General features: G+C 31.8%; 21 protein-coding genes. 15 read left to right on the top strand and 6 right to left on the bottom strand.

Features of this window, described 5'->3' with window-relative positions; all coding sequences use genetic code 11:
* The first annotated feature begins 3 nt into the window (after positions 1-3).
* The 12 genes from ACFQ0S_RS06550 to ACFQ0S_RS06495 all read left to right on the top strand — a co-directional run bounded on the left by ACFQ0S_RS06550 (position 4) and on the right by ACFQ0S_RS06495 (position 16,131).
* Complete coding sequence (locus tag ACFQ0S_RS06550) at positions 4-357, top strand: FtsL-like putative cell division protein (protein WP_379759840.1); 354 nt, start codon at positions 4-6, stop codon at positions 355-357.
* On the top strand, positions 348-2,354 hold the full coding sequence (locus ACFQ0S_RS06545; RefSeq protein ID WP_379759843.1) for a penicillin-binding protein: 2,007 nt from the start codon (positions 348-350) through the stop codon (positions 2,352-2,354). The genes ACFQ0S_RS06550 and ACFQ0S_RS06545 overlap by 10 nt, the downstream gene beginning before the upstream one ends.
* Positions 2,351-3,814 (top strand): UDP-N-acetylmuramoyl-L-alanyl-D-glutamate--2,6-diaminopimelate ligase, encoded by a 1,464-nt coding sequence (locus tag ACFQ0S_RS06540; protein WP_379759846.1) that lies wholly within the window; start codon positions 2,351-2,353, stop codon positions 3,812-3,814. The genes ACFQ0S_RS06545 and ACFQ0S_RS06540 overlap by 4 nt, the downstream gene beginning before the upstream one ends.
* Before the next feature lie 63 nt (positions 3,815-3,877).
* Positions 3,878-5,104, top strand: coding sequence for a phospho-N-acetylmuramoyl-pentapeptide-transferase (mraY, locus tag ACFQ0S_RS06535; protein ID WP_379759849.1), 1,227 nt, complete (start codon positions 3,878-3,880; stop codon positions 5,102-5,104).
* A gap of 1 nt (position 5,105) precedes the next feature.
* A complete protein-coding gene (gene murD, locus ACFQ0S_RS06530; RefSeq protein WP_379759852.1) occupies positions 5,106-6,440 on the top strand; it encodes a UDP-N-acetylmuramoyl-L-alanine--D-glutamate ligase in 1,335 nt (444 codons plus the stop codon).
* 71 nt (positions 6,441-6,511) lie between these two features.
* Entirely contained in the window at positions 6,512-7,813 is a 1,302-nt protein-coding gene (locus ACFQ0S_RS06525; RefSeq protein ID WP_379759855.1) for an FtsW/RodA/SpoVE family cell cycle protein, read from the top strand.
* A gap of 4 nt (positions 7,814-7,817) precedes the next feature.
* Complete coding sequence (gene murG / locus ACFQ0S_RS06520; RefSeq protein ID WP_379759858.1) at positions 7,818-8,909, top strand: undecaprenyldiphospho-muramoylpentapeptide beta-N-acetylglucosaminyltransferase; 1,092 nt, start codon at positions 7,818-7,820, stop codon at positions 8,907-8,909.
* Positions 8,910-8,990: 81 nt separating this feature from the next.
* Entirely contained in the window at positions 8,991-10,340 is a 1,350-nt protein-coding gene (gene murC / locus ACFQ0S_RS06515; RefSeq protein WP_379759861.1) for a UDP-N-acetylmuramate--L-alanine ligase, read from the top strand.
* Positions 10,327-11,049 carry a cell division protein FtsQ/DivIB gene (locus ACFQ0S_RS06510; protein ID WP_379759863.1) on the top strand — a complete coding sequence of 241 codons (723 nt, stop codon included), beginning with the start codon at positions 10,327-10,329 and terminating at the stop codon, positions 11,047-11,049. Before murC ends, ACFQ0S_RS06510 begins: the two co-directional genes overlap by 14 nt.
* A 7-nt stretch (positions 11,050-11,056) precedes the next feature.
* On the top strand, positions 11,057-12,454 hold the full coding sequence (gene ftsA, locus ACFQ0S_RS06505) for a cell division protein FtsA (RefSeq protein WP_379759866.1): 1,398 nt from the start codon (positions 11,057-11,059) through the stop codon (positions 12,452-12,454).
* A gap of 67 nt (positions 12,455-12,521) precedes the next feature.
* Entirely contained in the window at positions 12,522-14,462 is a 1,941-nt protein-coding gene (gene ftsZ, locus ACFQ0S_RS06500) for a cell division protein FtsZ (protein ID WP_379759869.1), read from the top strand.
* Positions 14,463-15,846: 1,384 nt separating this feature from the next.
* Positions 15,847-16,131, top strand: coding sequence for a GNAT family N-acetyltransferase (locus ACFQ0S_RS06495; RefSeq protein ID WP_379759934.1), 285 nt, complete (start codon positions 15,847-15,849; stop codon positions 16,129-16,131).
* A 166-nt stretch (positions 16,132-16,297) separates the two neighbouring features.
* Here the strand turns inward: ACFQ0S_RS06495 and ACFQ0S_RS06490 are convergent, their stop codons facing one another.
* The 6 genes from ACFQ0S_RS06490 to ACFQ0S_RS06465 form a co-directional block, all read right to left on the bottom strand.
* Complete coding sequence (locus ACFQ0S_RS06490; protein WP_379759872.1) at positions 16,298-16,792, bottom strand: lipocalin family protein; 495 nt, start codon at positions 16,790-16,792, stop codon at positions 16,298-16,300.
* Between the two features lie 193 nt (positions 16,793-16,985).
* On the bottom strand, positions 16,986-18,314 hold the full coding sequence (mtaB, locus tag ACFQ0S_RS06485) for a tRNA (N(6)-L-threonylcarbamoyladenosine(37)-C(2))-methylthiotransferase MtaB (RefSeq protein ID WP_379759875.1): 1,329 nt from the start codon (positions 18,312-18,314) through the stop codon (positions 16,986-16,988).
* A gap of 152 nt (positions 18,315-18,466) precedes the next feature.
* Positions 18,467-19,060, bottom strand: coding sequence for a hypothetical protein (locus tag ACFQ0S_RS06480; RefSeq protein ID WP_379759878.1), 594 nt, complete (start codon positions 19,058-19,060; stop codon positions 18,467-18,469).
* Between the two features lie 2 nt (positions 19,061-19,062).
* Complete coding sequence (locus ACFQ0S_RS06475) at positions 19,063-19,725, bottom strand: hypothetical protein (RefSeq protein ID WP_379759881.1); 663 nt, start codon at positions 19,723-19,725, stop codon at positions 19,063-19,065.
* A gap of 183 nt (positions 19,726-19,908) precedes the next feature.
* A complete protein-coding gene (locus tag ACFQ0S_RS06470; protein ID WP_379759884.1) occupies positions 19,909-21,084 on the bottom strand; it encodes a GlmU family protein in 1,176 nt (391 codons plus the stop codon).
* Between the two features lie 160 nt (positions 21,085-21,244).
* Positions 21,245-21,496: a type B 50S ribosomal protein L31 gene (locus ACFQ0S_RS06465; protein WP_035633195.1), complete on the bottom strand. Its 252-nt coding sequence runs from the start codon at positions 21,494-21,496 to the stop codon at positions 21,245-21,247.
* Between the two features lie 239 nt (positions 21,497-21,735).
* Between ACFQ0S_RS06465 and ACFQ0S_RS06460 the strand changes: the two genes are divergently transcribed.
* The 3 genes from ACFQ0S_RS06460 to ACFQ0S_RS06450 are packed head-to-tail and all read left to right on the top strand — an operon-like array spanning position 21,736 to position 23,686.
* Positions 21,736-22,260: a DUF4199 domain-containing protein gene (locus ACFQ0S_RS06460; RefSeq protein ID WP_379759889.1), complete on the top strand. Its 525-nt coding sequence runs from the start codon at positions 21,736-21,738 to the stop codon at positions 22,258-22,260.
* A 6-nt stretch (positions 22,261-22,266) separates the two neighbouring features.
* Positions 22,267-23,226, top strand: a complete 960-nt coding sequence (locus tag ACFQ0S_RS06455) for a glycosyltransferase family 2 protein (protein WP_379759892.1) — start codon at positions 22,267-22,269, stop codon at positions 23,224-23,226.
* A 13-nt stretch (positions 23,227-23,239) separates the two neighbouring features.
* On the top strand, positions 23,240-23,686 hold the full coding sequence (locus ACFQ0S_RS06450; RefSeq protein ID WP_379759895.1) for an ORF6N domain-containing protein: 447 nt from the start codon (positions 23,240-23,242) through the stop codon (positions 23,684-23,686).
* Positions 23,687-23,825: the final 139 nt, after the last annotated feature.

Below are 23,825 nucleotides of genomic sequence, written 5' to 3'. Positions count from 1 at the left end.
CAGATGAAGAAAGGAGTGTACGGCATATTAAAAGCTAGGTTTCTTATAAGCGAAGAAGCAAATGCAGCCAAAAACTGGCGATTTATTGTTTTTGTAATTGTTTTGATATTGCTAATGATAGCAAATACGCAACGATACGAACAAAAAGTATTTGAGATTGCAACGTTAACTAATGAAGTAAAAGAGTTGCGTTCTGAGTTTGTAGACAGACGTTCTGAGCTAATGAAGCTAAAAATGGAATCGACAGTTTCTTTAAAAATGGAAGCTAAGCAAATTTTTCCATCAGAAGTTCCGCCAACAAAAATAATAGTTAAAAAAGCAGAAGAAAAAAGTTTCTTTAAAAAATTATGGCAGTAGAAGACAAACAGATATCGTATAGAATATATCTCGTGGCATTTGTCATCTTCTTGATGGCGGTTGCTATTACTGTTAAATTAACTAATATTCAGTGGGTTGAAGGCGATTTTTATAGAAAATTGGCTAAAGAAAGGACTGTTAAAAATTTCGTAATTCCTTCAAATAAAGGAAACATTTATTCTGCAGACGGGAGTTTATTAGCAACCTCTATTCCAAATTATGTAATTCGTTTTGATGCAGTTGCTCCAAAAGAAGAAGCTTTTACCAAAAATGTTCAGGCCTTAGCCGATTCGTTAGCGGTTTTATTGGGCAAGCCAAGCGGAAAATTTGAATCAGATTTACGACAAGCCAGAGCAACAGAAAACCGGTATTTTTTAGTCGCGCGTGATTTAAGTTTTACGGAGTATATGAAAATAAAAAGTTTTCCATTATTCAATTTAGGAGCAAATAAAGGCGGAATAATTACAGAACAAAAAACAATTCGTGAGCATCCCATTGGTAAAATTGCCGAAAGAACTATTGGTTACGAAAGAGTTACCCCTTCAGGAGCTAAAGACGGAAAGGGAATTGAATGGGCTTTTAGAAAATACTTAAACGGAAAAGACGGAAAAATTTTAAAACAAAAAATTGCCAAAGGACAATGGAAACCCATTCGTGATGTAAATGAAGTAGATCCTCAAGATGGTTATGATGTTATTTCAACTATTGATGTTTATATTCAAGATATTGCCCATCATGCTTTGTTAAAACAATTAGAAATATTTGACGCCAATCACGGTTGCGTTGTAGTAATGGAAACAAAAACAGGCTATATAAAAGCCATTTCAAATTTAGGAAAAGATACTGATGGCTCTTACTTTGAAACTACAAACTATGCTATAGCCGAAGCCCACGAGCCAGGATCGACTTATAAATTAGCCGATTTGATGACGCTTTTGGAAGATAAAAAAGCGGATACAAGTACAGTATATGATAGTAAAGGCGGAACAATTATCTATTCTGGCAAAAAAGTTCGGGATTCTCATGAAGGTGGTTATGGTAAAATTTCATTAGCAAGAGGCTTTGAAGTTTCATCAAATACCGTAATGGTTCAAGCGGTTTATAATGCCTATAAAGACAATCCGTCCAAGTTTGTTAACCATCTTGACGCTTACGGTTTAAATAAACCTTTGGGATTACCTATAAAAGGAGAAGGAAAGCCTTATATTCCTCAGCCTAGTGATAAAAATTGGTCAAATATTTCACTTCCGTGGATGGCTTTTGGTTACGGAGTATCAATCACGCCGTTACAAACCTTAACATATTATAATGCTGTTGCAAATAACGGCGTCATGGTAAAACCGCAGTTTGTTTCAGAAATTAAAGAATGGAATAAAACAATTAAGAAATATAATCCAGAAGTTATTAATCCAAAAGTATGTTCTTCAGAAACGATTTTAAAATTAAAAGAAGTTTTGAAAAATGTAGTAAAGAGAGGAACTGGTTCAAAACTGTATTCTAAAGAGTTTTCCATGGCAGGAAAAACTGGAACCGCCCAAGCCAATTATGCAAAAAATGGAGGGGTCGAAAAACATTATATTTCTTCATTTGTGGGTTATTTTCCTGCCGATTCACCTAAATATTCCTGCATTGTTGTCGTTCACGAACCTAATACTTCAAATAATAATTATTACGGAGCCGATGTAGCTGGTCCAGTTTTTAAACGAATTGCTCAAAAGATTTTTACCGAAGCACCATCTACAAACGAAATAAAGAATCTGAATAAAAAGAATCTAAAACAAGAGAAAGAGTATTCCAATTATTATGCTAAAGCTTCAAAACAAAAAACAAAAGTAATTCCAAACGTAAAAGGAATGTCGGGAATGGATGCCTTGTCATTGCTGGGTAATTTAGGATTGAAAGTCAAAGTAAATGGAGTTGGAAAAGTAAAAACGCAATCCCTACAGCCAGGACAAAATTTTAATAAAAACACATTTATAACATTAGAACTATCGTGATTTTTCTGAAAGACATATTATATAAAGTAGCAATTGAAGCCGTAAAAGGTTCAACAGATATTGCTATTCATAAAATTGATTTTGACTCTAGAAAAATAGTTCAAAACGATGTTTTTGTAGCTATAAGAGGAACGGTTTCTGATGGACATGAGTATATAGAAAAAGCAATTAGTCTTGGTGCAATTGCTGTTATTTGCGATACATTCCCAGATAATTGCAAAGATGGCGTTACCTATATTCAGGTTAAAGACACCAATACAGCACTGGCATTCTTAGCAGCTAATTATTATGGGAATCCTTCTCAAAATTTAAAATTAATAGGAATTACGGGCACTAATGGTAAAACAACCGTTGCTTCTTTATTGTTTCAATTATTCAAAAAAGCAGGTTTCAAAGTTGGATTGCTTTCTACTGTAAAAATTATAGTTGATGACATTGAATATAAAGCTACCCATACCACACCAGATTCTATTACTATAAATAAGTACTTAAAAGAAATGAATGGTGCGGGAGTTGAATATTGTTTTATGGAAGTGAGTTCACATGGTGTGCATCAAAAACGAACAAAGGCTTTAATTTTTGAGGGTGGTGTTTTTACCAATTTGTCTCACGATCATTTAGATTACCACCCGACTTTTGCAGATTACAGAGATGTAAAAAAATCATTTTTTGATAATTTATCCAAAACAGCTTTTGCATTATCAAACATCGATGATAAAAACGGTTTGGTAATGTTACAAAATACGAATGCCAGAAAAGTAACTTATGCCTTAAAAACGTATGCCAATTATAGGGCACAAATTTTAGAAAACCAATTGTCGGGATTGCTTTTAAAAATAAATGACAATGAAGTTTGGGTTCGATTAATTGGAACTTTTAATGCTTATAATTTATTGGCAATATACGGAACTGCTATTGAATTAGGATTAGATCATTTTGAAGTATTGCGATTGTTATCAGAATTAGAAAGTGTTTCAGGACGTTTCCAGTTTGTAGTTTCTAATCAAAATATTACAGCTATTGTAGATTATGCACATACTCCAGATGCTTTAGAAAATGTTTTAAAAACCATAAACGACATTCGAACTAAAAACGAGCAATTGATTACCGTTGTTGGTTGTGGTGGTGATAGAGACAAGACCAAGCGACCAATAATGGCAAATATTGCTTCCAATTTAAGTGATAAGGTAATTATTACATCGGATAATCCGAGAACTGAAAATCCTGAGACTATAATTCAAGAAATGGAGAAAGGTGTCGAGCCTCAAAATTATAAAAAAACGATTTCTATAATTGACAGAAAACAAGCAATTAAAACGGCTTGTCAATTGGCTCAGACCAATGATATTATATTAATTGCGGGAAAAGGACATGAAAATTATCAAGAAATTCAAGGAATTCGTCATCATTTTGACGACATGGAAACGGTAAAAGAGTTACTAAACCAATTGGGAAAATAAGCATTAATCCGATACCGATAAACAGTTAAACAAATAACCGATTAACCAAATAAACCAAAACATATGCTGTATTATTTATTTGAATACCTATACAAAACTCTTAATGTTCCTGGAGCAGGAGTGTTTCAGTACATTACTTTTCGTTCGGCATTAGCGGTAATTTTGTCGCTAATGATTTCTACTATTTATGGGAAAAAAATCATCAATTTCCTTAGAAATCAACAAGTTGGAGAAACCGTTCGTGAATTAGGGCTTCAAGGTCAAACTCAAAAAGCAGGTACACCAACAATGGGTGGATTAATCATTATAATCGCTACTTTAATTCCAGTTTTGTTATTAACAAAATTGAATAATATTTACATTATTCTTTTAATTGTTACCACTTTATGGATGGGAACTATTGGGTTTATAGACGATTATATCAAGATCTTCAAAAAAGACAAGCAAGGGTTAAAAGGTATTTTTAAAGTTATTGGGCAAGTAGGTTTAGGGTTAATTGTTGGCTCAGTATTGTATTTGCATCCTGGCGTTACTGTTAGAAAAGAAAAACTAAAAACCATAGCAATCAATCAAACCGAAAATGTGATTTCGCAATCGCCTATCGAAGAAAAATCAACAGCAACGACTATTCCTTTTTTCAAAAACAACGAATTTGATTATGCTGAATTAGTTTCTTGGGCAGGTGAAGGCTATGAAAATTGGGCTTGGTTGGTTTTTATTCCAATCGTTATTTTTATCATTACGGCTGTTTCCAATGGAGCCAATTTAACTGACGGAATTGATGGTCTTGCCGCAGGAACATCTGCAATTTCGGTCGTTGCATTAGGTATTTTTACTTTCGTTTCTGGAAATATTATTTTCTCAAGTTACCTCAATATCATGTACATACCCAATTCTGGAGAAATGACTGTTTTTATAGCAGCATTTGCTGGAGCATTAATTGGTTTTCTTTGGTATAATTCCTATCCAGCATCAGTATTTATGGGTGACACAGGGAGTTTAACTATTGGGGGGATAATAGCTGTTTTAGCTATTTCTGTTCGAAAAGAATTGTTAATACCGTTGTTGTGCGGAATCTTCTTAGTCGAGAATTTGTCAGTCGTTTTGCAAGTGAGTTATTTTAAATATACCAGAAAGCGTTTTGGCGAAGGAAGAAGAATTTTTCTAATGTCGCCTTTGCATCACCACTATCAAGTAAAAGGATATCACGAAAGTAAGATAGTAACCCGCTTTTGGATTGTTGGAATTATACTGGCTATTTTATCCATAGTCACTTTAAAATTAAGATAAAATGCAACTATTGGTTATTCTTGGCGGCGGTGAAAGTGGTGTTGGAACAGCAATTCTAGGCCAACAAAAAGGCTATGATGTTTTTGTTTCAGATTTCGGAAAAATAAAAGACAACTATAAAGAAGTTCTTACAAATAATGGTATCGATTGGGAAGAAGAATCCCATTCTGAAAACAAGATTTTAAATGCCGATGTCGTCATGAAAAGTCCTGGAATTCCAGACAAATCTCCAATTGTAAAAAAAATATTGGAAAAGAAAATTCCAGTAATTTCTGAGATTGAGTTTGTAGCTCCTTTTACCAAGGCGAAAACAATTGGTATTACAGGTAGTAATGGGAAAACTACGACTACAATGCTTACGTATCATATTTTAAAATCGGCAGGTTTAAATGTGGGTTTGGCGGGAAATATTGGTAAAAGTTTTGCTTGGCAAGTCGCACAAGAACAGTTCGATTACTATGTCCTAGAATTGAGCAGTTTTCAGTTAGATGGGGTTTTTAAGTATAAGCCTGACATCGCTATTTTAACAAATATTAGTCCGGATCATTTAGATCGATACGATTATAAATATGAAAATTACATTGCCTCTAAGTTTAGAATCACAATGAATCAAACAGAAAATGATTATTTAATTTATGATGCTGACGACGAAGCAATTTCTGAATGGTTAAAAAAAAATACAACTAAAGCCCAATTAATTCCTTTTTCTGTTAATAGAAAATTAGAAAAAGGAGCCTATTTAAACAACAACAAAATGGAAGTAAACATCAACGAGGAAGAGTTCATCATGGAGACAGAATACATTGCGCTTGAAGGAAAGCACAACATGAAAAATGCAATGGCAGCCACATCAGTAGCTAAATTGTTGCACATTCGAAAAGAAACAATACGAGAAAGCCTATCTAATTTTCAGGGTGTTGAGCATCGATTAGAAAAAGTGCTAAAAATTCAGAATGTGCAATACATCAATGATTCTAAAGCCACAAATGTAAATGCTGCATTTTTTGCGTTAGATAGTATGAATGTGCCAACAGTTTGGATTGTTGGTGGAGTTGATAAAGGGAATGATTACTCTGAATTGATGGCTTTAGTTCACGAGAAAGTCAAAGCTATTATATGTTTGGGTGTTGATAATAAAAAAATTATTGATGCTTTCGGAAATGTAGTTGATGTAATGATTGAAGTTGATTCGATGAACGATGCTGTTAAAATGGCGCAACGTATTGCTGAAAAAGGCGATGCCGTATTACTTTCGCCAGCTTGTGCAAGTTTCGATTTATTCGAAAACTACGAAGATAGAGGAAGACAATTTAAAGAAGCGGTAAGAAATTTGTAAAATTAGGACACTAGATAAAAGGAATTTGGTAATAGAACCAAAACCAGAAAACAGTAATCTAAAACCCAAAGATGAAAGAACTAATTAACAGTTTAAAAGGAGATAAAGTAATATGGTCATTCGTGGCTTTATTGGCTTTGTTTTCGTTTATGCCCGTTTTTAGTGCAAGTAGCAATTTGGCTTACATTGGTCATGGAACAGGAAATACGTTAGGGTATTTATTGAAACATTTAGCACATATTTGTATTGGTTTTTTAATTATATATTGGGTGCATAAAGTGCCTTATCATTATTTTAAAGCCATTTCAATAATAGGATTACCAATAGTTTGGGTTTTATTAGGGTATACGATGGTAAAAGGAACTGTTATAGCAGGTGCCAATGCCAGTCGATGGATTCAAGTACCATTTATAGGCATTACATTTCAAACATCAACTTTAGCAGCAATAGTTTTATTAATTTTTGTTGCAAGATATTTATCTAAAAAAAGAGAAACGGCCATTACTTTCAAATCTTCCATGTGGGAACTTTGGTTGCCCGTATTTTTGACAATCCTTTTTATTTTACCCTCTAATTTTTCAACTGCTGCGTTAATTTTCAGCATGGTGCTGATGCTAACATTCGTAGGTAAATATCCGCTAAAATATATTGGATTTGTTGTTGGAGTGGGATTAGTTTGTTTGCTTTTTTTTGGAGCAATAGCTAGAACTTATCCAAATGCTTTTCCGAATCGTGTGGATACTTGGATTTCGAGGATAGATAACTTTACAAGCGATAAACCTGACGAAGACGATTATCAAATCGAAAAAGCAAAAATTGCCATAGCTTCTGGAGGAGCATACGGACTTGGCCCTGGGAAAAGCATTCAAAAAAACTTTTTACCGCAGTCCTCATCCGATTTTATTTATGCCATAATTGTTGAAGAATATGGATTAATTGGTGGAATTGGAGTATTAGGAATGTATTTGTTGCTTTTTTTTAGATTTATAGTAGCAGCGCACAAAGCCAATACCATTTTCGGAAAATTAGTAGTGGTCGGACTCGGTTTTCCAATGATTTTTCAGGCTATGGTAAATATGGCTGTTGCCGTTGAATTATTACCAGTTACGGGACAAACACTGCCATTAATAAGTAGCGGAGGAAGTTCTATTTGGATGACTTGTATTGCATTGGGAATTATAATTAGTGTTACCAAGAAAGACGAAGAAATTTTGGAAGAAAAAGCTGAAAAAGAAAAGCGAGAAGAAATCTTGAAACGAATGATTGACGAGCAAATTGCTAAAGAAAACGCAATGGAAGATGATAACTTTTCTATTCAAGATGAATCTGAAAACCCTATGAATGCCGTTCTAAATAAAAAACAAAAGGCCTAAAGGAATGAAGAAATTAAAATTTATATTAAGTGGTGGTGGAACAGGAGGGCATATTTATCCTGCAATTGCCATTGCTAATGAATTAAAATTACGTTTTCCTGATGCCGAATTTCTATTTGTTGGCGCAAAAGACAAAATGGAAATGCAAAAAGTACCACAGGCGGGCTATAAAATAGAAGGACTTTGGATTGCAGGTTTACAACGAAGACTGACTTTAGACAACGCTTTTTTTCCAATTAAATTAGTGAGTAGTCTTATAAAGTCAAGAACTATTATAAAAAAATTTAAGCCAGATGTCGTTATAGGAACAGGAGGTTTTGCTAGCGGACCATTATTACAAGTTGCCAATAGCTTCGGTATTCCAACAGTAATTCAAGAACAAAATTCGTTTCCAGGCATTACAAATAAATTATTGAGCAAAAAAGCCAACGCCATTTGTGTAGCTTACGAAAATTTAGAACGTTTTTTTCCAAAAGAGAAAATAGTTTTAACAGGAAATCCTGTTCGTGAGGATTTAATAGATATCGAAAGTAAAAAAAACGAAGCAATTCAGCATTTCAAATTAGACAGTACTAAAAAAACAATTTTAATATTGGGCGGTAGCCTTGGCGCTAGAAGAATCAATCAGTTAATTGCAAAAGAATTGGATTTTTTTACTTCTAAAAACTGTCAAGTGATTTGGCAATGTGGCAAGTTTTATTTTGAAGAATACAAACATTTTAATGACCATAAAGAGGTACAAGTACTAGCATTTATTGATAAAATGGATTTAGTGTATGCTGCGGCTGATATTATCATTTCTAGATCGGGTGCATCATCAGTTTCAGAATTGTGTATCGTTGGTAAGCCGGTGCTTTTTATTCCATCACCAAATGTTGCCGAAGATCATCAAACGAAAAATGCAAAATCGGTTGTAGACCAAAAAGGAGCATTATTGATAAAAGAAAGTGAATTGGATGAAAAGTTTGAAAATACTTTTGCAAGTTTAATTTTCAATGAAAATTGGCAAAAGGAATTGGGAGAAAATATTAAAAAAATAGCCAAACCAAATGCTACAAAAGATATAGTTGACGAAATAATAAAATTAATAAAATAACAATATCAATAGCAGTTTTAAAAATCAATCGTGAGTTTGAGTTTTGAAATTGAAATTGAGTTTTGAAATTGAAATTTAAAAATGAATTTAAACCAAATACATAACGTTTACTTTATAGGTGTCGGAGGCATCGGGATGAGTGCTTTGGCACGTTATTTTAAATCTTTAGGTAAAAACGTTTCAGGCTATGATAAAACTGAAACCGAATTAACCAAAGAATTAGAAAGTATTGGTATCGCTATTCATTTCGAAGACAGTATCAGTGCTATACCAAAAGAATATTATCAGGAAAATACATTGGTTATTATTACACCAGCCGTTCCAACTTCCCATTCAGAGTGGAATTATTTTATTGAAAGAGAGTACGAGATTAAAAAAAGAGCTGAAGTTTTAGGAATTATAACCAAAGACACTTTTTGTTTTGCTGTTGCAGGAACTCACGGAAAAACAACAACATCAAGTATTTTAGGACATATTCTATACGAAAGCGGTGCCGATGTAACGGCTTTTATTGGCGGAATTGTAGAAAATTACAATTCAAACTTAATCGGAAACGGAAAAACGGTTACAGTTGTCGAAGCGGATGAATTTGACCGTTCGTTTTTGCATTTACATCCTAATATTGCCTGTGTGACGTCTACTGATGCCGATCACCTAGATATTTATGGCGATGCAGCATCTATTGAAGCCTCTTTTCATGAGTTTGCCGATAAAATAGAGGATAAAACTAAATTATTTGTTGCAAAAGGACTCTTTTTAGAAGGTATTACAGTGGCAGTAAACGAAGAAGCAGTTTATAAAGCATTCAACGTTAGAATAGAAAAAAGTCAATATGTTTTTGACATTCAAACACCTACAGAAATCATCAAAGATTTACAGTTTGGATTGCCAGGAAAACATAATTTGACAAATGCATTAATGGCTTTAGCAATGGCAAAAACGTATGGTTCCCCAACCGAGGCCATTGCTAAGGCGTTGATGTCTTTTAAAGGAATTAGGAGACGATTCTCCTATCAAATCAAAACAGATGATTTAGTTTATATTGATGACTATGCACATCATCCAACTGAAATAAATGCAGTTCATCAAGCAGTAAGAGAATTATATCCAAATAAAAAGATATTAGCCATTTTTCAGCCGCACCTTTTTAGCAGAACAAGAGATTTTATTGATGATTTTGCCAAAAGTTTATCGGCATTTGATGAAGTATTACTGTTAGATATTTATCCCGCCAGAGAATTGCCAATGGAAGGCGTAAATTCGAAATGGTTGTTGGATAAGATTTCAAATCCAAACAAAAAATTAGTCTCAAAAACCGATTTAATACCAACTATTTTAAAAAGCGAAGCTCGAATTATTGTAACTATTGGAGCTGGAGATATTGGCGAATTAGTAAAACCTATTAAAACCGCTTTAAATGAAACTATTTAATTGGACAACTATTCGATTAATACTGATGTTTGCATTGGTCATTTTTCTATTTTCATTCACTTCTAAACGAAATGAACATCGAAAACTGTCTAAATCTGTAGTAATTTTCTTAGATGATTCTAACCCTTTTATCAAACAAGAAACGGTTAATAAATTGTTAATAGAAAATAAAAAAGATGCCTCAAGCATTGAAAAAGATAAATTAGATTTGAACAAGTTGGAAAAATCCATCAACAAAAACAAAATGATTGAAAAATCAGAGGTTTTTGTGAGTATCGATGGCGTTCTTAAAGCAGTTGTAAAACAAAAAACTCCTATTGCAAGAGTGTTTAACGATAGTGGTTCATTTTATATTGACTATCAAGGAAATAGAATGCCATTGTCAGATGAGTTTACGGCTAGAGTTCCTATTATTTCGGGAGATATTAATAAGGAAAACAGCTTCGAATTGAACAAATTATTACGCTTGATTTATAAGGATGATTTTTTGAAAAAAAACATCATTGGGATGCAGATTTTTCCAAATGGAAACATAAAAATGAGAAATAGAATTTTTAATTATGAGATTGAGTTTGGTAGAGCGATACATGTAGAACGAAAATTTGATAATTATAAAGCGTTTTTTCAAAAAGCTGTTTTAGACAGTTCATTATACAAATACAAAAAAATAAATCTGAAGTTTACGCAACAAGTAGTGTGCACTAAATAATTAGGGTATGGAAAAAGAGAACATCGCAGTAGGTTTAGACATAGGTACAACAAAAATTGTTGCCATGATAGGCAAGAAAAACGAGTACGGAAAACTAGAGATTTTAGGTGTAGGAAAATCAAAAAGTCTTGGTGTGGCTCGTGGTGTTGTAAATAATATTACACAAACCATCCAATCCATTCAACAAGCTATTGAAGAAGCCGAAAATAATTCTGGTTATAAAATAAAAGATGTAGTTGTAGGAATTGCAGGGCAACACATACGTAGTATTCAGCACAGCGATTACATTAGTAGAGATAATCCAGAAGAAGTAATTGGAGGAAAAGACATAGATATGTTAATCAACCAAGTGCATAAATTGGCAATGCTACCTGGTGAAGAAATTATTCACGTTTTGCCTCAAGAATTCAAAATTGATGGTCAATCTGACATTAAAGAGCCAATTGGCATGTATGGCGGAAGATTAGAAAGTAGTTTTCATGTAGTTGTAGGACAAGCTTCTTCTATTAGAAACGTAGGAAGATGCATTCAAAGTTCTGGTATTGAATTATCAGGATTAACTTTAGAGCCTTTAGCTTCTGCTGATGCAGTTTTAAGTCAAGAAGAAAAAGAAGCAGGGGTTGCATTAATAGATATCGGTGGCGGAACAACTGATTTGGCCATTTTTAAAGATGGAATTATTCGCCATACCGCTGTAATTCCTTTTGGAGGAAATGTAATTACCGATGATATTAAAGAAGGCTGTTCAATTATTGAAAAACAAGCCGAATTATTGAAAGTAAAATTTGGATCAGCTTGGCCAGGAGAAAACAAAGACAACGAAATTGTATCTATTCCAGGTTTAAGAGGAAGAGAGCCTAAAGAAATTTCTTTAAAGAACCTTTCTAAAATTATACACGCTCGTGTTGTAGAAATTATTGAACAAGTATTTGCTGAAATAAAATCGTATGGTCATGAAGATCCTCGTAGAAAATTAATAGCAGGTATTGTATTAACCGGCGGAGGTGCAAATTTAAAGCACATCAAACAATTGGTTGAATATATAACCGGAATGGATACTAGAATTGGTTATCCTAACGAACATTTAGCAGGAAATTCAGACGAAGAAATTTCTAGTCCGTTATATGCTACAGCAGTTGGATTAGTAATGAACAGTATTGAAAATAAAACACAAAGTGCTGTAAAATTTGAAACAACAGTAGTTCCTGAAAAAGTGTCTCCACAAAGAGAACGTTATTTTGAACCAGTAGTTCCACAATTTAAAGAAGAAATGGAAGTACAACAAGAAGAAAACGTGTTAGAAACCGTTTCTTCAAATACTGAATCTACAGAAACTAAAATTAGACGATCGTTTTTCGATAAATATGTAGATAAAATAAAAGAGTTTTTAGATAATGCTGAATAGCTGTAACTAAAATAAAGGATTAAAAAGCACAAACAAAACAAATAACAAGCATAAAAAAACCAATATTATGACGAGCAACTCAGATTTTGGAAGTATTTCATTTGATTTACCAAAAAACCAATCTAACGTAATTAAAGTGATTGGTGTAGGCGGAGGCGGAAGCAACGCCATTAATCATATGTTCAAACAAGGAATAAAAGGAGTCGATTTTATTGTTTGCAATACCGATTCTCAAGCATTACAAAACAGTGCTGTTCCAAACAAAATTCAATTAGGGGTAACCCTAACTGAAGGCTTAGGAGCAGGTGCTAATCCTGAAGTTGGGCAACAATCGGCTATTGAAAGCATTGCTGATATCGAAAAAATGCTCGATAGCAATACCAAAATGGTATTTATTACAGCAGGAATGGGCGGCGGAACTGGTACTGGAGCCGCACCAGTAATAGCTCAATTAGCTAAAGAAAGAGGAATCCTTACTGTTGGAATTGTAACAAAACCTTTTCAATTTGAAGGAAAAGTACGTTATGAGCAAGCCTTACAAGGAGTCGATAAATTAAGGAAACAAGTAGACTCTCTAATTGTTATTAATAATAATAAATTAAGAGAAGTATACGGTAATCTAGGTTTCAAAGCTGGATTTTCAAAAGCTGACGAAGTTTTAGCTACAGCATCTCGAGGTATTGCAGAGGTAATTACACACCACTACACACAAAACATCGACTTAAAAGACGCTAAAACAGTGTTGTCAAATAGCGGCACAGCCATTATGGGATCGGCAACAGCAATTGGAGCCAATCGTGCCAAAGAAGCCATAATTGCCGCATTAGACTCTCCTCTATTAGATGACAATAAAATTTCAGGTGCTAAAAACGTATTGTTGCTTATCGTTTCTGGTTCAAATGAAATTACAATTGACGAAATAGGAGAAATTAGTGACCATATTCAAGCTGAAGCAGGTTATAATGCTAATATCATTATGGGAGTTGGTGAAGACGAAACTCTTGGAGAATCAATTGCAGTTACTATTATTGCAACGGGTTTCAACATCGAACAACAAAATGATATTGTAAATACTGAGCCAAAAAAAATTATCCACTCTTTAGATGGTGAGCATAAATTAGAACAGGATTTAACCAATAAAACAGTTGAGTCTTTTCAATTCAACACTGAAATTGTTGAGACTAAATCAGAAGAAAAAATTGTTTTTGAATTGATTGAAGATGATTTTCAAACCGTTCAAGAACCATTAATTAACGAAAATGAATTGGTTATTATATCTGAATTCATCAAAAATTTAGATGTTACTTTCGAAATCGTTTCGCCTGAAAAACCAATCGATTTTGTGGTTTCCGCTCCGGTAATTGCTGATGTAAAGGAAATTAAAGTTGTAGATCATATTGTTGTAAAAGAAGAACAAGCGGCTCTAACTTTTGATTTGCCTTTGTTTACACCAAAAACAATTGAAACGGAAGCTGTTGATGAAAATAAAATTCTATTCGAATTAACTAACGAAACTAGAAATATAGTAGTAAACCAAGCAGTTGAAATGGTTCCGATGACCGAATTGAACGAAAATGGAATCATCAAGTATTCATTAGAAGAATATATGGAAGTTGAAAATGACTTACTTACTTCTAAACCAGTATCAAATATTGCAGCTGAGCCTATAGCTGAGGAATTAAATTTAACAATCAAAAAAGTAGAAGAAGTTTCAAACTTTTCAGCATCTTACGAAGAGGTTTCCCCAATAGACATGTCCATAGAGGACACTTTAAAATTAAGAGCTGACGAAAGAAGACGAAAGTTAAAAGATTTCAATTATAAGTTTCATAACAACCCATCTCGTATGGACGAATTAGAAAAAGAACCAGCTTACAAACGTTCAGGAGTAGACCTTTCTAGCGCGCGATTCAACAATAATGTATCTCGTACTTCTATAGGAACTGATAGCAACAACGATCCACAGTTGCGATCTAACAATTCGTTTCTTCATGATAATGTAGACTAATTTATTTTTAACAAACCTAAAAAGCCTGAAAATTTCTAGTAAATTTTCAGGCTTATTTAGTTGAGTTAATTCTACTTCAATTGTAAACAGGTTTAATAGTCAAAATAGTTGGTTATAATTACTGTGAAGTATTATATAATATGTTGTTAAGAAAAGTTTATTGAAATTTGTTTTAATAAACTTTTTTAACTTATGAAAAACTAAATAAAAACACTATCCAACGGATAAAGTCTTCAAGCTATTAAAAGTAGAATTCAACAAATCAAGCAACGATTTAAATGTTAAAGATTGCAGACAATTTTTAACTTTACTAATATACCGTTTAAGATTCTAACGAAGAAATATGTTTTAAAATTTGGATTATTGGCAAAGATACTTTTGATAAAATCTTACTTGAATCTGTTTTCAGTATAAGTATTTTTCAATACTATTTTCTAATATGTTATCCAAAGCATCAGTTCTAAAGTTTAATTCTATAGATTTAATTTTTTAGTTCTGGAGCTTATTTCCAAACAATATATGTTTAGTAGTTTATAGAAACTTCCATTTGAAGTTAATTCAACTTTACAGGATAACTTAGGCAAACATTTTGAGCAAATTTTCGGGTATTTACAAAACTTATTAAATCTAGGCATTCAAATAAAAAGTAGGAAGTGTATTAAAAAGTGTGTATAAATTAAAATTATTTATTGATTTTTTTCAATCCAAACTTTTAAACTAAACATAGCCTTGAAACCCATTTTGAGGGATAATATATATACTTCAACATATTTTTGTAAATTGCTTTGAAAACGAAAGCTTAAAACCTGTTTTTTTGATAAATCATAGAAGTATCAATTTTAGCATTGAGAAATAATGTCGTCAATTCTGAACACTATTTGTAACTCACTCGGATAATTTAGTAGCCTCTCCATTTAAATATACTTTCTTTTTTATTTTAAAATCAGCAGAACCATTAAACGTCACCAGATAAACGAGGTAGATTGTTTAATTAAATTTTTTATTGCCTTTCGGTTTATTTATTTACAAATGTTTTAAATTTGACATATTTACGGCTATAATATAGTACAGATGTAATGCAAAAAACCAAATTTATTAATTAGTCTATATTTTTTTTTCGTTTATAATTAGAAATGAATTTTTAAAATCTATAAAATTAAGTGTTTATTTAATTAACGGTTTTAAAGACATTCAAAATCATTACCATTTTGTGAGTTCAAAAAATATGACTCTTAAATATTGAATTGTAACTGATAATTGATTAAATTTGTAGGCGATTTATAAGGCTTTTTTTTAGAAATTTACTTCTATAGGTAAACTCATAAAATTTAAAATATTTTTTATATCATCAAAGAAACAATTAATTATGGAAGTTGCAATTACAATGGAAATTAAAGACAATACTTTTGCAAGACAATTTGAAACTACCGTAGAAGAAGGGCTAATTTCTGTTGAATATTCTTTTCAGGAGAAGAAAATCTTCTTGACTAAAATTAATGTTCCCGACGCTTATACTGATGAAGATTTTATCACTGAATTGTTAAAAAATATTATGGTAATTGCTTATGAACGCAAATTAAAAGTAGTCCCTATTCTTCCTAAAATTGCTTTATTCTTTAGAAAAAATACTATTTACAGAGATTTATTGCCTCCTGGAATTAAAATATAGTTTTGCACATTTAAAGTTCAGGGAGTTTCATTTGAATCTTTTTTATCATTTATATTTATACCAAGAATGTAAAACGCTTCGACAAAGTATAATTGATTTTTTTTGAAAATGCATAAAAAATTTTACAAGAAAAAAAGAAATTATTTCAAAAATTATAATTTATAGATTATTGCTTTTTAAATACATATTTAGTTTTAACTTGTTCAACTGTATCATTATCAAGATTACCTAAAACAATACCTCCCTCTTTGTAAAGAGTTAATGTATTTCCGTCTAATAATAAACTTAGTGTTTTATTATTATCGTCAAATATTGTAACAACATTGTTATTTAAAACAAATTTAAACTCATATAATCCAAATGATGAAGTTTGCATAAAAACTAAATCATTATTTACAGTTTGAGAATCATAACCCAAACCAGTTAAATATTGCATTGTTCCAAGAGAATTAGCATTAAATTTTATTTGAGAATCGGAAGCAATTTGAGTAAAATTGCTAGTAGGTACTCCTTCTACTAGAACTGGAGTTTCAACAGTTAATGAAGTTAATTTCCATGTCCCAACTAAAACATCATCTTTTGAAGCAGTATCGTCATTAGAACAAGAAATCATTACGCTTGCAAGCACCGCAAAAACAAATAAAAAAGAATATTTTTTCATGATTATTTTTGAATTTTATTAGAAATAAAAAAATTATCTAAATTAAAGGTAGAATAATATTTACACTATTTACTATATATTCGTTTAACAGAGAAAAAAAACCGATGAACTCACAAAACAATCCATAGTTACCTAATTATATATGCATCAATTGAAATTAGAAGCATTTTAATAAAAAATCAAATTTTATTTTTTATACCTCTACCTCCATAAACTCCATACGAACACTGCCATCTTCATCTATTCGTGTTAGATTTATTTCTTGTAACGTATTTACTAATTCTGGATTCCAAGGGGTTTTTACTTTTACATAATTTTCGGTAAAACCGTGAATATAGCCTTCTTTATTTTCACTTTCAAAAAGCACCGTTCTATTTGTTCCTATCTGACTTTCATAAAAAGCTCTGCGTTTTTTAATCGATAATCCTCGTAACATTTTACTTCTTTTAGCTCGAACATTAGCAGGAACTACTCCTTCCATTGTTGCGGCTTCAGTATTATCGCGTTCTGAATAGGTAAATACGTGCAAATACGAAATATTCAATTCATTCAGAAAATGATAGGTTTCTAAAAAATGTTCGTCGGTTTCGCCAGGAAATCCAACAATCACATCAACACCTATACATGCGTGTGGCATTACTTCCCTAATTTTATGGACTCTTTCTGTATATACTTCACGTTGATACCTACGTTTCATTAACTTTAAAATATCGTTACTTCCGGATTGCAATGGAATATGAAAATGCGGTACAAACGTTCTGCTTTTAGATACAAATTCGATAGTTTCATTCTTTAATAAATTGGGTTCTATTGACGATATTCGCAAACGCTCAATTCCTTGAACTTCGTCTAATGCTTTTACTAAATCAAGAAAAGTGTGTTCGTGTTTTTTATTTCCAAACTCTCCTTTTCCGTAATCACCAATATTCACGCCTGTTAAAACAATTTCTTTAATGCCTTGTTGGGAGATTTCGTAAGCGTTTTTCAAAACATTTTCAAGCGCATCGCTTCTAGAAATTCCTCTTGCTAAAGGAATCGTGCAATACGTACATTTATAGTCGCAACCGTCTTGCACTTTCAAAAAAGCTCGAGTTCTATCACCAATGGAATAACTTCCTACATAAAAGTCAGCTTCAGCAATTTCGCAAGAATGCACTTCTCCAAAATCATTCTTGGACAAATCAGTAATATAATCGGTTATTTTAAATTTTTCGGTAGCGCCAAGAACTAAATCTACACCATCAACTGCGGCTAATTCTTCAGGTTTTAATTGGGCATAACAGCCTACAGCAGCTACAAAAGCCTTCTCGTTGAGTTTCATGGCTTTCTTTACAACTTGTTTGAACTGTTTATCCGCATTTTCAGTAACCGAACAGGTGTTGATTACATAAATATCTGCCACTTCTTCAAAATCGACACGGTCAAAACCCTCATCTTGAAAATTACGTGCAATAGTAGATGTTTCTGAGAAGTTTAATTTACATCCTAAAGTGTAGAATGCTACTTTTTTTCTATTTTCCATAAAATAACTCAATTAATGAAATCGTTGTCAAAAAATTGAGATTGCAAAGCTACAAAAATATTTTTCTATGAATATTTTTAAAGCGCATAGATTTACTATTAGAAACAATAAAAACTAAGAAATATCTACATAGATATTCCTGTTATTTTGGATTATTGAAATTTTATGCCAGAAGATAACGTAATTGCATTTGAATTGTTAAAATAGTTTATAAACTCTTTAGATGTTTTTACATTCAAATCATAACGATTATAGCTAATGTTTAAATAAAGAGCAATTGCTTTGTTTAATGAGTAGTTTAAATTAGCGCCTAAACCATATCTCTCTCCTGATTGACTGCCGTAGAATTTTTCTCCTGACTTTTGTCTCAATTCAATACTGCCGAAGGCAACTTCAGGTCTAATACTAAATTTTGAAGTCATTTTAAACTGATAGGACAAAAAAAGATTTATTGAATTAGTATTAGTTTTATCTATATTTCCTCCAATAGAAAATTCGGTTACTTTTTGCGTGCTTTTTTCGATGCCGAAACCCAAACTATACTTATTATAGTGCAACCAATCACTCTTAATTTGGAAACCAATACTTGGGTTTTGATGTCCTTGTGCTAGATAATTATTTCCAAAATAATGATTCGTAATTATAGCTAGCACAATATCTGATTGAAAATCTAACTTTTCCTTCTTTTTTTCTTGACAATACTCCAAAGAACTAATCAATAAAAAAAGTAGCGTTAGATTTTTCATAATTAGTAATTTAAAATATATATAAAACTAGACACATCATTAATCTGTATACTTTTTTCAAAGTCTGAAAATGCCCCAGTACTTATATTTTCAATTCTATACTTTAATATAATAGTTTGATTTTTTTTAACAAAAACGGAATCAAAATTCCAAAACTCTTCATCTATAACGTTAAAAATAACATTGCCGACACAAACTTCCCCAATATAATCTATACTGATTATTCTGTTGTTAAAATCAACTTGATTCAGTTCAACATTTAAAGTACATAAATCGGTTTTTTTAAATAACTTAGTTTCTGGTAAAACCAATTCATAGTTTTCAAAATTATCCATTTGAATATTTACAAATTGTTTTTGATTCAGTAAATTGTCATCAGAATTAGTTTCAACAATTATTTGCCCAAAATTAATTGGTCTGGGAATCGCAATAACAAAACTGCCGTCTTTTTTCGAAATTGCTCTTCCAATATAATTCTCCTCAAATGGAAAAACACGTTGCTCTAGTGTTGAAATAGATACAATTAATTTCACATCCTTATTAGCAATTGGTTGATTGTTTTCGTCAATAATCTTACCTTTTACTATTAATTTTGTTCCTCCGTCATATTGAATTTCGCAGGACAAAAAAGTAAATAAGATAAACAATCCCAGTACTATTTTCATTGTTTTTTTGATGTTTATAAATGCTCTGTAATCCATTTCAATACCTTTTTGACAATTTTAAGTGTAGCTTATATTTATTGTTAATATATATTGGATTAATTTGACTTTTTGATTGACGTGAAAAAAGTTTAAATGTGATTATTATCTAGAGCATCTAATGAAAATTTTTCAAAACCCAACTTATTACTCTTTCCTCCATTTTTTAGTAACCTCAAAAACATGTTCTAAAATTCGCATTTCTTTTTCATCAAATTCCACATGACGTCGAGACATAACAATTCTAGCAGTTTCAAAGGCTTTTTTAGTTATGTATGTAGTAAAACCTGAAGCACCTCCCCAAGAAAAACTTGGTACAAAATTGCGCGGAAATCCAGAACCAAAAATATTGGTACTCACACCAACTACAGTTCCCGTATTAAACATCGTATTGATGCCACATTTACTGTGATCGCCCATCATTAATCCACAGAATTGAAGACCTGTTTTAGCAAAATTTTCGGATTCATAACTCCACAATTTCACTTCTTCATAATTATTTTTTAGGTTGGAATTGTTACTGTCAGCACCAATATTACACCATTCGCCAAGAACGGAATTTCCTAAGAATCCATCATGTCCTTTATTTGAATACCCAAAGAGCACTGAATTGTTTACTTCGCCACCTATTCTACAATGAGGCCCAACAGTTGTAGCGCCATATACTTTTGTAGCCAATTTTACTTGAGCTTCTTCGCACAAAGCAAATGGTCCTCGAATTACGGAACCCTCCATGATTTCAGTATTTTTGCCTATGTATATTGGCCCTGTCGAAGCGTTTAACGTTACAAATTCAAGTTTTGCTCCCTCTTCTATAAATATATTTTCTGGAGAAATCACATTAACACTTTTAGGGATGGTTTGTGATTTTCTATCTTCTGTTAAAAGTTCGAAATCCTCTCGAATAGCCGCATCATTTTTGGCGAAAATATCCCAAGTATGTTCTACTGTAATGCATTCGTCATTAAATTCTATAATTTCATATGCATCAAAATCAACTTCTTCCTGTGTGTCTTGCGTAAAAAAAGCAATGACTTCGTCTCCTTTAAAAATAGCTTGGTTGGCTTCAAGATTTGACACCATTTCAGATAAAATAGCATTTGGCAAAAATGAAGCATTTATCATAATATTTTCTTCCATTTCTACCATTGGATATTTTTCTGACAAATACTCCTCTGTCAAAGTGGTGGTGGTGGTTCCTAAATATTTCTCCCATTTTTCACGGATGGTTAAAATGCCGATGCGAATATCAGCAACAGGTCGTGTAAAAGTGAACGGTAATAATGCATTTCTTACAGTTCCGTCAAAAAGAATATAGTTCATTTTTAGAAGTTTAATTTCATTCCGTTTGCCTTTCAGCTCTGGTCAAGGTTACAATGGCTCAAAGTTACAAAGTTTAGGAATACGATTAGGAATCAGCATAAAATAAAAAAGCCTCCCGAGATGGAAGACTTTGTATGATTGAAAACAACGAAAAAAAATATTATTTAACGTGTTTAGCATATTTAGTTTTAAATTTATCGATACGACCTGCTGTGTCAATAAGTTTAGATTTACCAGTGTAAAAAGGGTGAGAAGTTCTAGAAATCTCCATTTTCACTACAGGGTATTCTACACCTTCGTGAATTATTGTTTCTCTAGTTTCTGCTGTAGATTTAGTAATGAACACATCTTCATTTGACATGTCTTTGAATGCTACTAATCTGTAATTTTCTGGGTGAACTCCTTTTTTCATCTTGTGAATCTTTTTATTTGTTTCAATTATAATTTGTCTTGATGCTTTCGTTACCGAAAGGTATCAACTCACTATAACTTTTTTTTATAATTATTTTTGAGAGTGCAAATTTACACTTATTTTTCAATAATCAAACCTTATGCTGATTTTTTTTAATTGATTATCCAAACGGAAATAGTTTACTCATTAAATTGGGAATTGTTATATTTGTAAATTAATTTTTAACCAATTTATACTTTATGGAGGCTTTGAGAAAAAATTCATTGAATTTCGGGATTTTTCTAGGGATTTTTTTAGTGGTAATGACAACACTTATTTATTCTATTGATATTAGTTTATTTACTAGTTCTTGGATTGGCATTGTAAATGTTATTATTATTACCGGATTTGGAGTTTTTTCTGCCGTAAAATACAAGAAAAATATTGGTGGTTTTATTACTTTTAAAGAAGTGTTTAGTAGTTTTTTTATTACTGTTGCTTTAGGTTTTTTTATTTCTACTTTATATAGCATTTTATTGTTTAATGTAATAGATATTGAAGCTAAAGCAATCATTACAGAAAATATTATAAAATATTCTGCAGAAATGATGCAGAAATTTGGCACTAAAGCAGCCGATATAAATAAAATGATTGTTGAAATGGAAAAATCAGACTCTTATGGAGCATTGGGTCAAATGAAAGGTTTTGCTTTTAATTTGATTGTATACAGCATCATTGGACTTGTAACCGCTTTAATCATTAAACGAGACAGACCTCAAAGCTAATAATTAATGAATTTATCTATCATAATTCCGCTTCTTAATGAAGAAGAGTCGTTACAGGAACTTCAAAACTGGATTCTTACTGTAATGAAAGCCAACAATTATTCATATGAAATTATCTTTATTGATGATGGAAGTACCGATAAATCGTGGTCAATAATTGAACAGTTGTCAATAGAAAATTCAAATGTAAAAGGGATTCGTTTCTTGAAAAATTTCGGAAAATCACAAGCCTTACACGCAGGGTTTGCAAAAGCTCAAGGCGACGTTATTATTACCATGGATGCTGACTTGCAAGACAGTCCTAACGAGATTCCGGAATTATATGATATGATTATCAATCAAAAATTTGATTTAGTTTCAGGTTGGAAAAAGAAACGCTACGATTCGGTTTTTGCTAAAAATATCCCTTCTAAATTATTTAATTGGGCAGCCCGAAAAACTTCTGGTGTTCAACTAAATGATTTTAATTGTGGATTAAAAGCTTATAAAAATATAGTTGTAAAAAATATTGAAGTTTCAGGAGAAATGCATCGCTATATTCCAGTTCTAGCTAAAAATGCTGGTTTCGGGAAAATTGGCGAAAAAGTTGTGCTTCATCAGCCTAGAAAATATGGTGAAACTAAATTTGGTATGGATCGTTTTATAAATGGTTTTCTAGATTTAATTACCATTTGGTTTCTTTCTCGTTTCGGAAAAAGACCTATGCATTTATTTGGTGCTTTAGGTTCTCTAATGTTTATAATTGGATTTTTTTCGGCTGGATTTATTGGTTTTATGAAACTATATAAATTGTATCATGATTTGCCCTATGAATTGGTAACAAACAATCCATGGTTTTACATTTCGCTAACTACAATGATTATTGGAACCCAATTATTTTTAGCTGGATTTTTGGGGGAAATTATATTAAGAACCAAAAACAATGAGGAAAGATATAAAGTTTCTAACGAAATTAATTTTAAATAATTGAAGCCTCGAAATGGAATTAGAAGTTATTCAAAATAAAATATTTGAGATTCGAGGTTGTAAAGTAATGCTTGACTTTGATTTGGCTTTATTGTATAATGTTGAAACAAGAGTGCTTAAGCAATCCATTAGAAGAAATCTAAGTCGTTTTCCAGAGGATTTTATGTTTTCTCTTTTGGAACACGAGATAAATCAATTGGTATCACAAAATGTGATACCATCTAAAAGTTATTTAGGCGGTGCTGCTCCTTTTGCTTTTACCGAACAAGGAATAGCAATGCTTTCTAGTGTATTGAATAGTGAAAAAGCAATTGAGATTAATATTTCAATTATTAGAGCATTTGTAACTTTTAGACAATTTTCATTAACTTATAATGAATTAAAAGAAATAATTACGGCAATAGAAAATCAGTTTGCTTACGCCTGTTCGCCTTACAGGCTCGAGTCCAGATATTTATAAAGCTTTAAATTATTTGGTGGATAAAAACGTGGATTCAGAAAGTAAAACAGAGCGCAATAAAATAGGGTATAAGAAATAAGTATAATAGAAATGATGGCTAGCCCTGATGGAAGCGGCATCCTTTTTCCTTTTTTCTTAA

It is taken from the genome of Flavobacterium myungsuense (genome assembly GCF_042677265.1).
Lineage (GTDB): Bacteria > Bacteroidota > Bacteroidia > Flavobacteriales > Flavobacteriaceae > Flavobacterium > Flavobacterium myungsuense.
Note: the sequence above shows the minus strand (reverse complement) of the source record. Positions and strands in the feature narration are given on the sequence as shown.

Bases quoted from the DNA above. Each gene is read 5' to 3' on its own strand.
- ACFQ0S_RS06550 (WP_379759840.1), top strand. From the start codon at position 4: ATGAAGAAAGGAGTGTACGGCATATTAAAAGCTAGGTTTCTTATAAGC.
- ACFQ0S_RS06545 (WP_379759843.1), top strand. From the start codon at position 348: ATGGCAGTAGAAGACAAACAGATATCGTATAGAATATATCTCGTGGCA.
- mraY (WP_379759849.1), top strand. From the start codon at position 3,878: ATGCTGTATTATTTATTTGAATACCTATACAAAACTCTTAATGTTCCT.
- murD (WP_379759852.1), top strand. From the start codon at position 5,106: ATGCAACTATTGGTTATTCTTGGCGGCGGTGAAAGTGGTGTTGGAACA.
- ACFQ0S_RS06525 (WP_379759855.1), top strand. From the start codon at position 6,512: ATGAAAGAACTAATTAACAGTTTAAAAGGAGATAAAGTAATATGGTCA.
- murG (WP_379759858.1), top strand. From the start codon at position 7,818: ATGAAGAAATTAAAATTTATATTAAGTGGTGGTGGAACAGGAGGGCAT.
- murC (WP_379759861.1), top strand. From the start codon at position 8,991: ATGAATTTAAACCAAATACATAACGTTTACTTTATAGGTGTCGGAGGC.
- ACFQ0S_RS06510 (WP_379759863.1), top strand. From the start codon at position 10,327: ATGAAACTATTTAATTGGACAACTATTCGATTAATACTGATGTTTGCA.
- ftsA (WP_379759866.1), top strand. From the start codon at position 11,057: ATGGAAAAAGAGAACATCGCAGTAGGTTTAGACATAGGTACAACAAAA.
- ftsZ (WP_379759869.1), top strand. From the start codon at position 12,522: ATGACGAGCAACTCAGATTTTGGAAGTATTTCATTTGATTTACCAAAA.
- ACFQ0S_RS06495 (WP_379759934.1), top strand. From the start codon at position 15,847: ATGGAAATTAAAGACAATACTTTTGCAAGACAATTTGAAACTACCGTA.
- ACFQ0S_RS06490 (WP_379759872.1), bottom strand. From the start codon at position 16,792: ATGAAAAAATATTCTTTTTTATTTGTTTTTGCGGTGCTTGCAAGCGTA.
- mtaB (WP_379759875.1), bottom strand. From the start codon at position 18,314: ATGGAAAATAGAAAAAAAGTAGCATTCTACACTTTAGGATGTAAATTA.
- ACFQ0S_RS06480 (WP_379759878.1), bottom strand. From the start codon at position 19,060: ATGAAAAATCTAACGCTACTTTTTTTATTGATTAGTTCTTTGGAGTAT.
- ACFQ0S_RS06475 (WP_379759881.1), bottom strand. From the start codon at position 19,725: ATGAAAATAGTACTGGGATTGTTTATCTTATTTACTTTTTTGTCCTGC.
- ACFQ0S_RS06470 (WP_379759884.1), bottom strand. From the start codon at position 21,084: ATGAACTATATTCTTTTTGACGGAACTGTAAGAAATGCATTATTACCG.
- ACFQ0S_RS06465 (WP_035633195.1), bottom strand. From the start codon at position 21,496: ATGAAAAAAGGAGTTCACCCAGAAAATTACAGATTAGTAGCATTCAAA.
- ACFQ0S_RS06460 (WP_379759889.1), top strand. From the start codon at position 21,736: ATGGAGGCTTTGAGAAAAAATTCATTGAATTTCGGGATTTTTCTAGGG.
- ACFQ0S_RS06455 (WP_379759892.1), top strand. From the start codon at position 22,267: ATGAATTTATCTATCATAATTCCGCTTCTTAATGAAGAAGAGTCGTTA.
- ACFQ0S_RS06450 (WP_379759895.1), top strand. From the start codon at position 23,240: ATGGAATTAGAAGTTATTCAAAATAAAATATTTGAGATTCGAGGTTGT.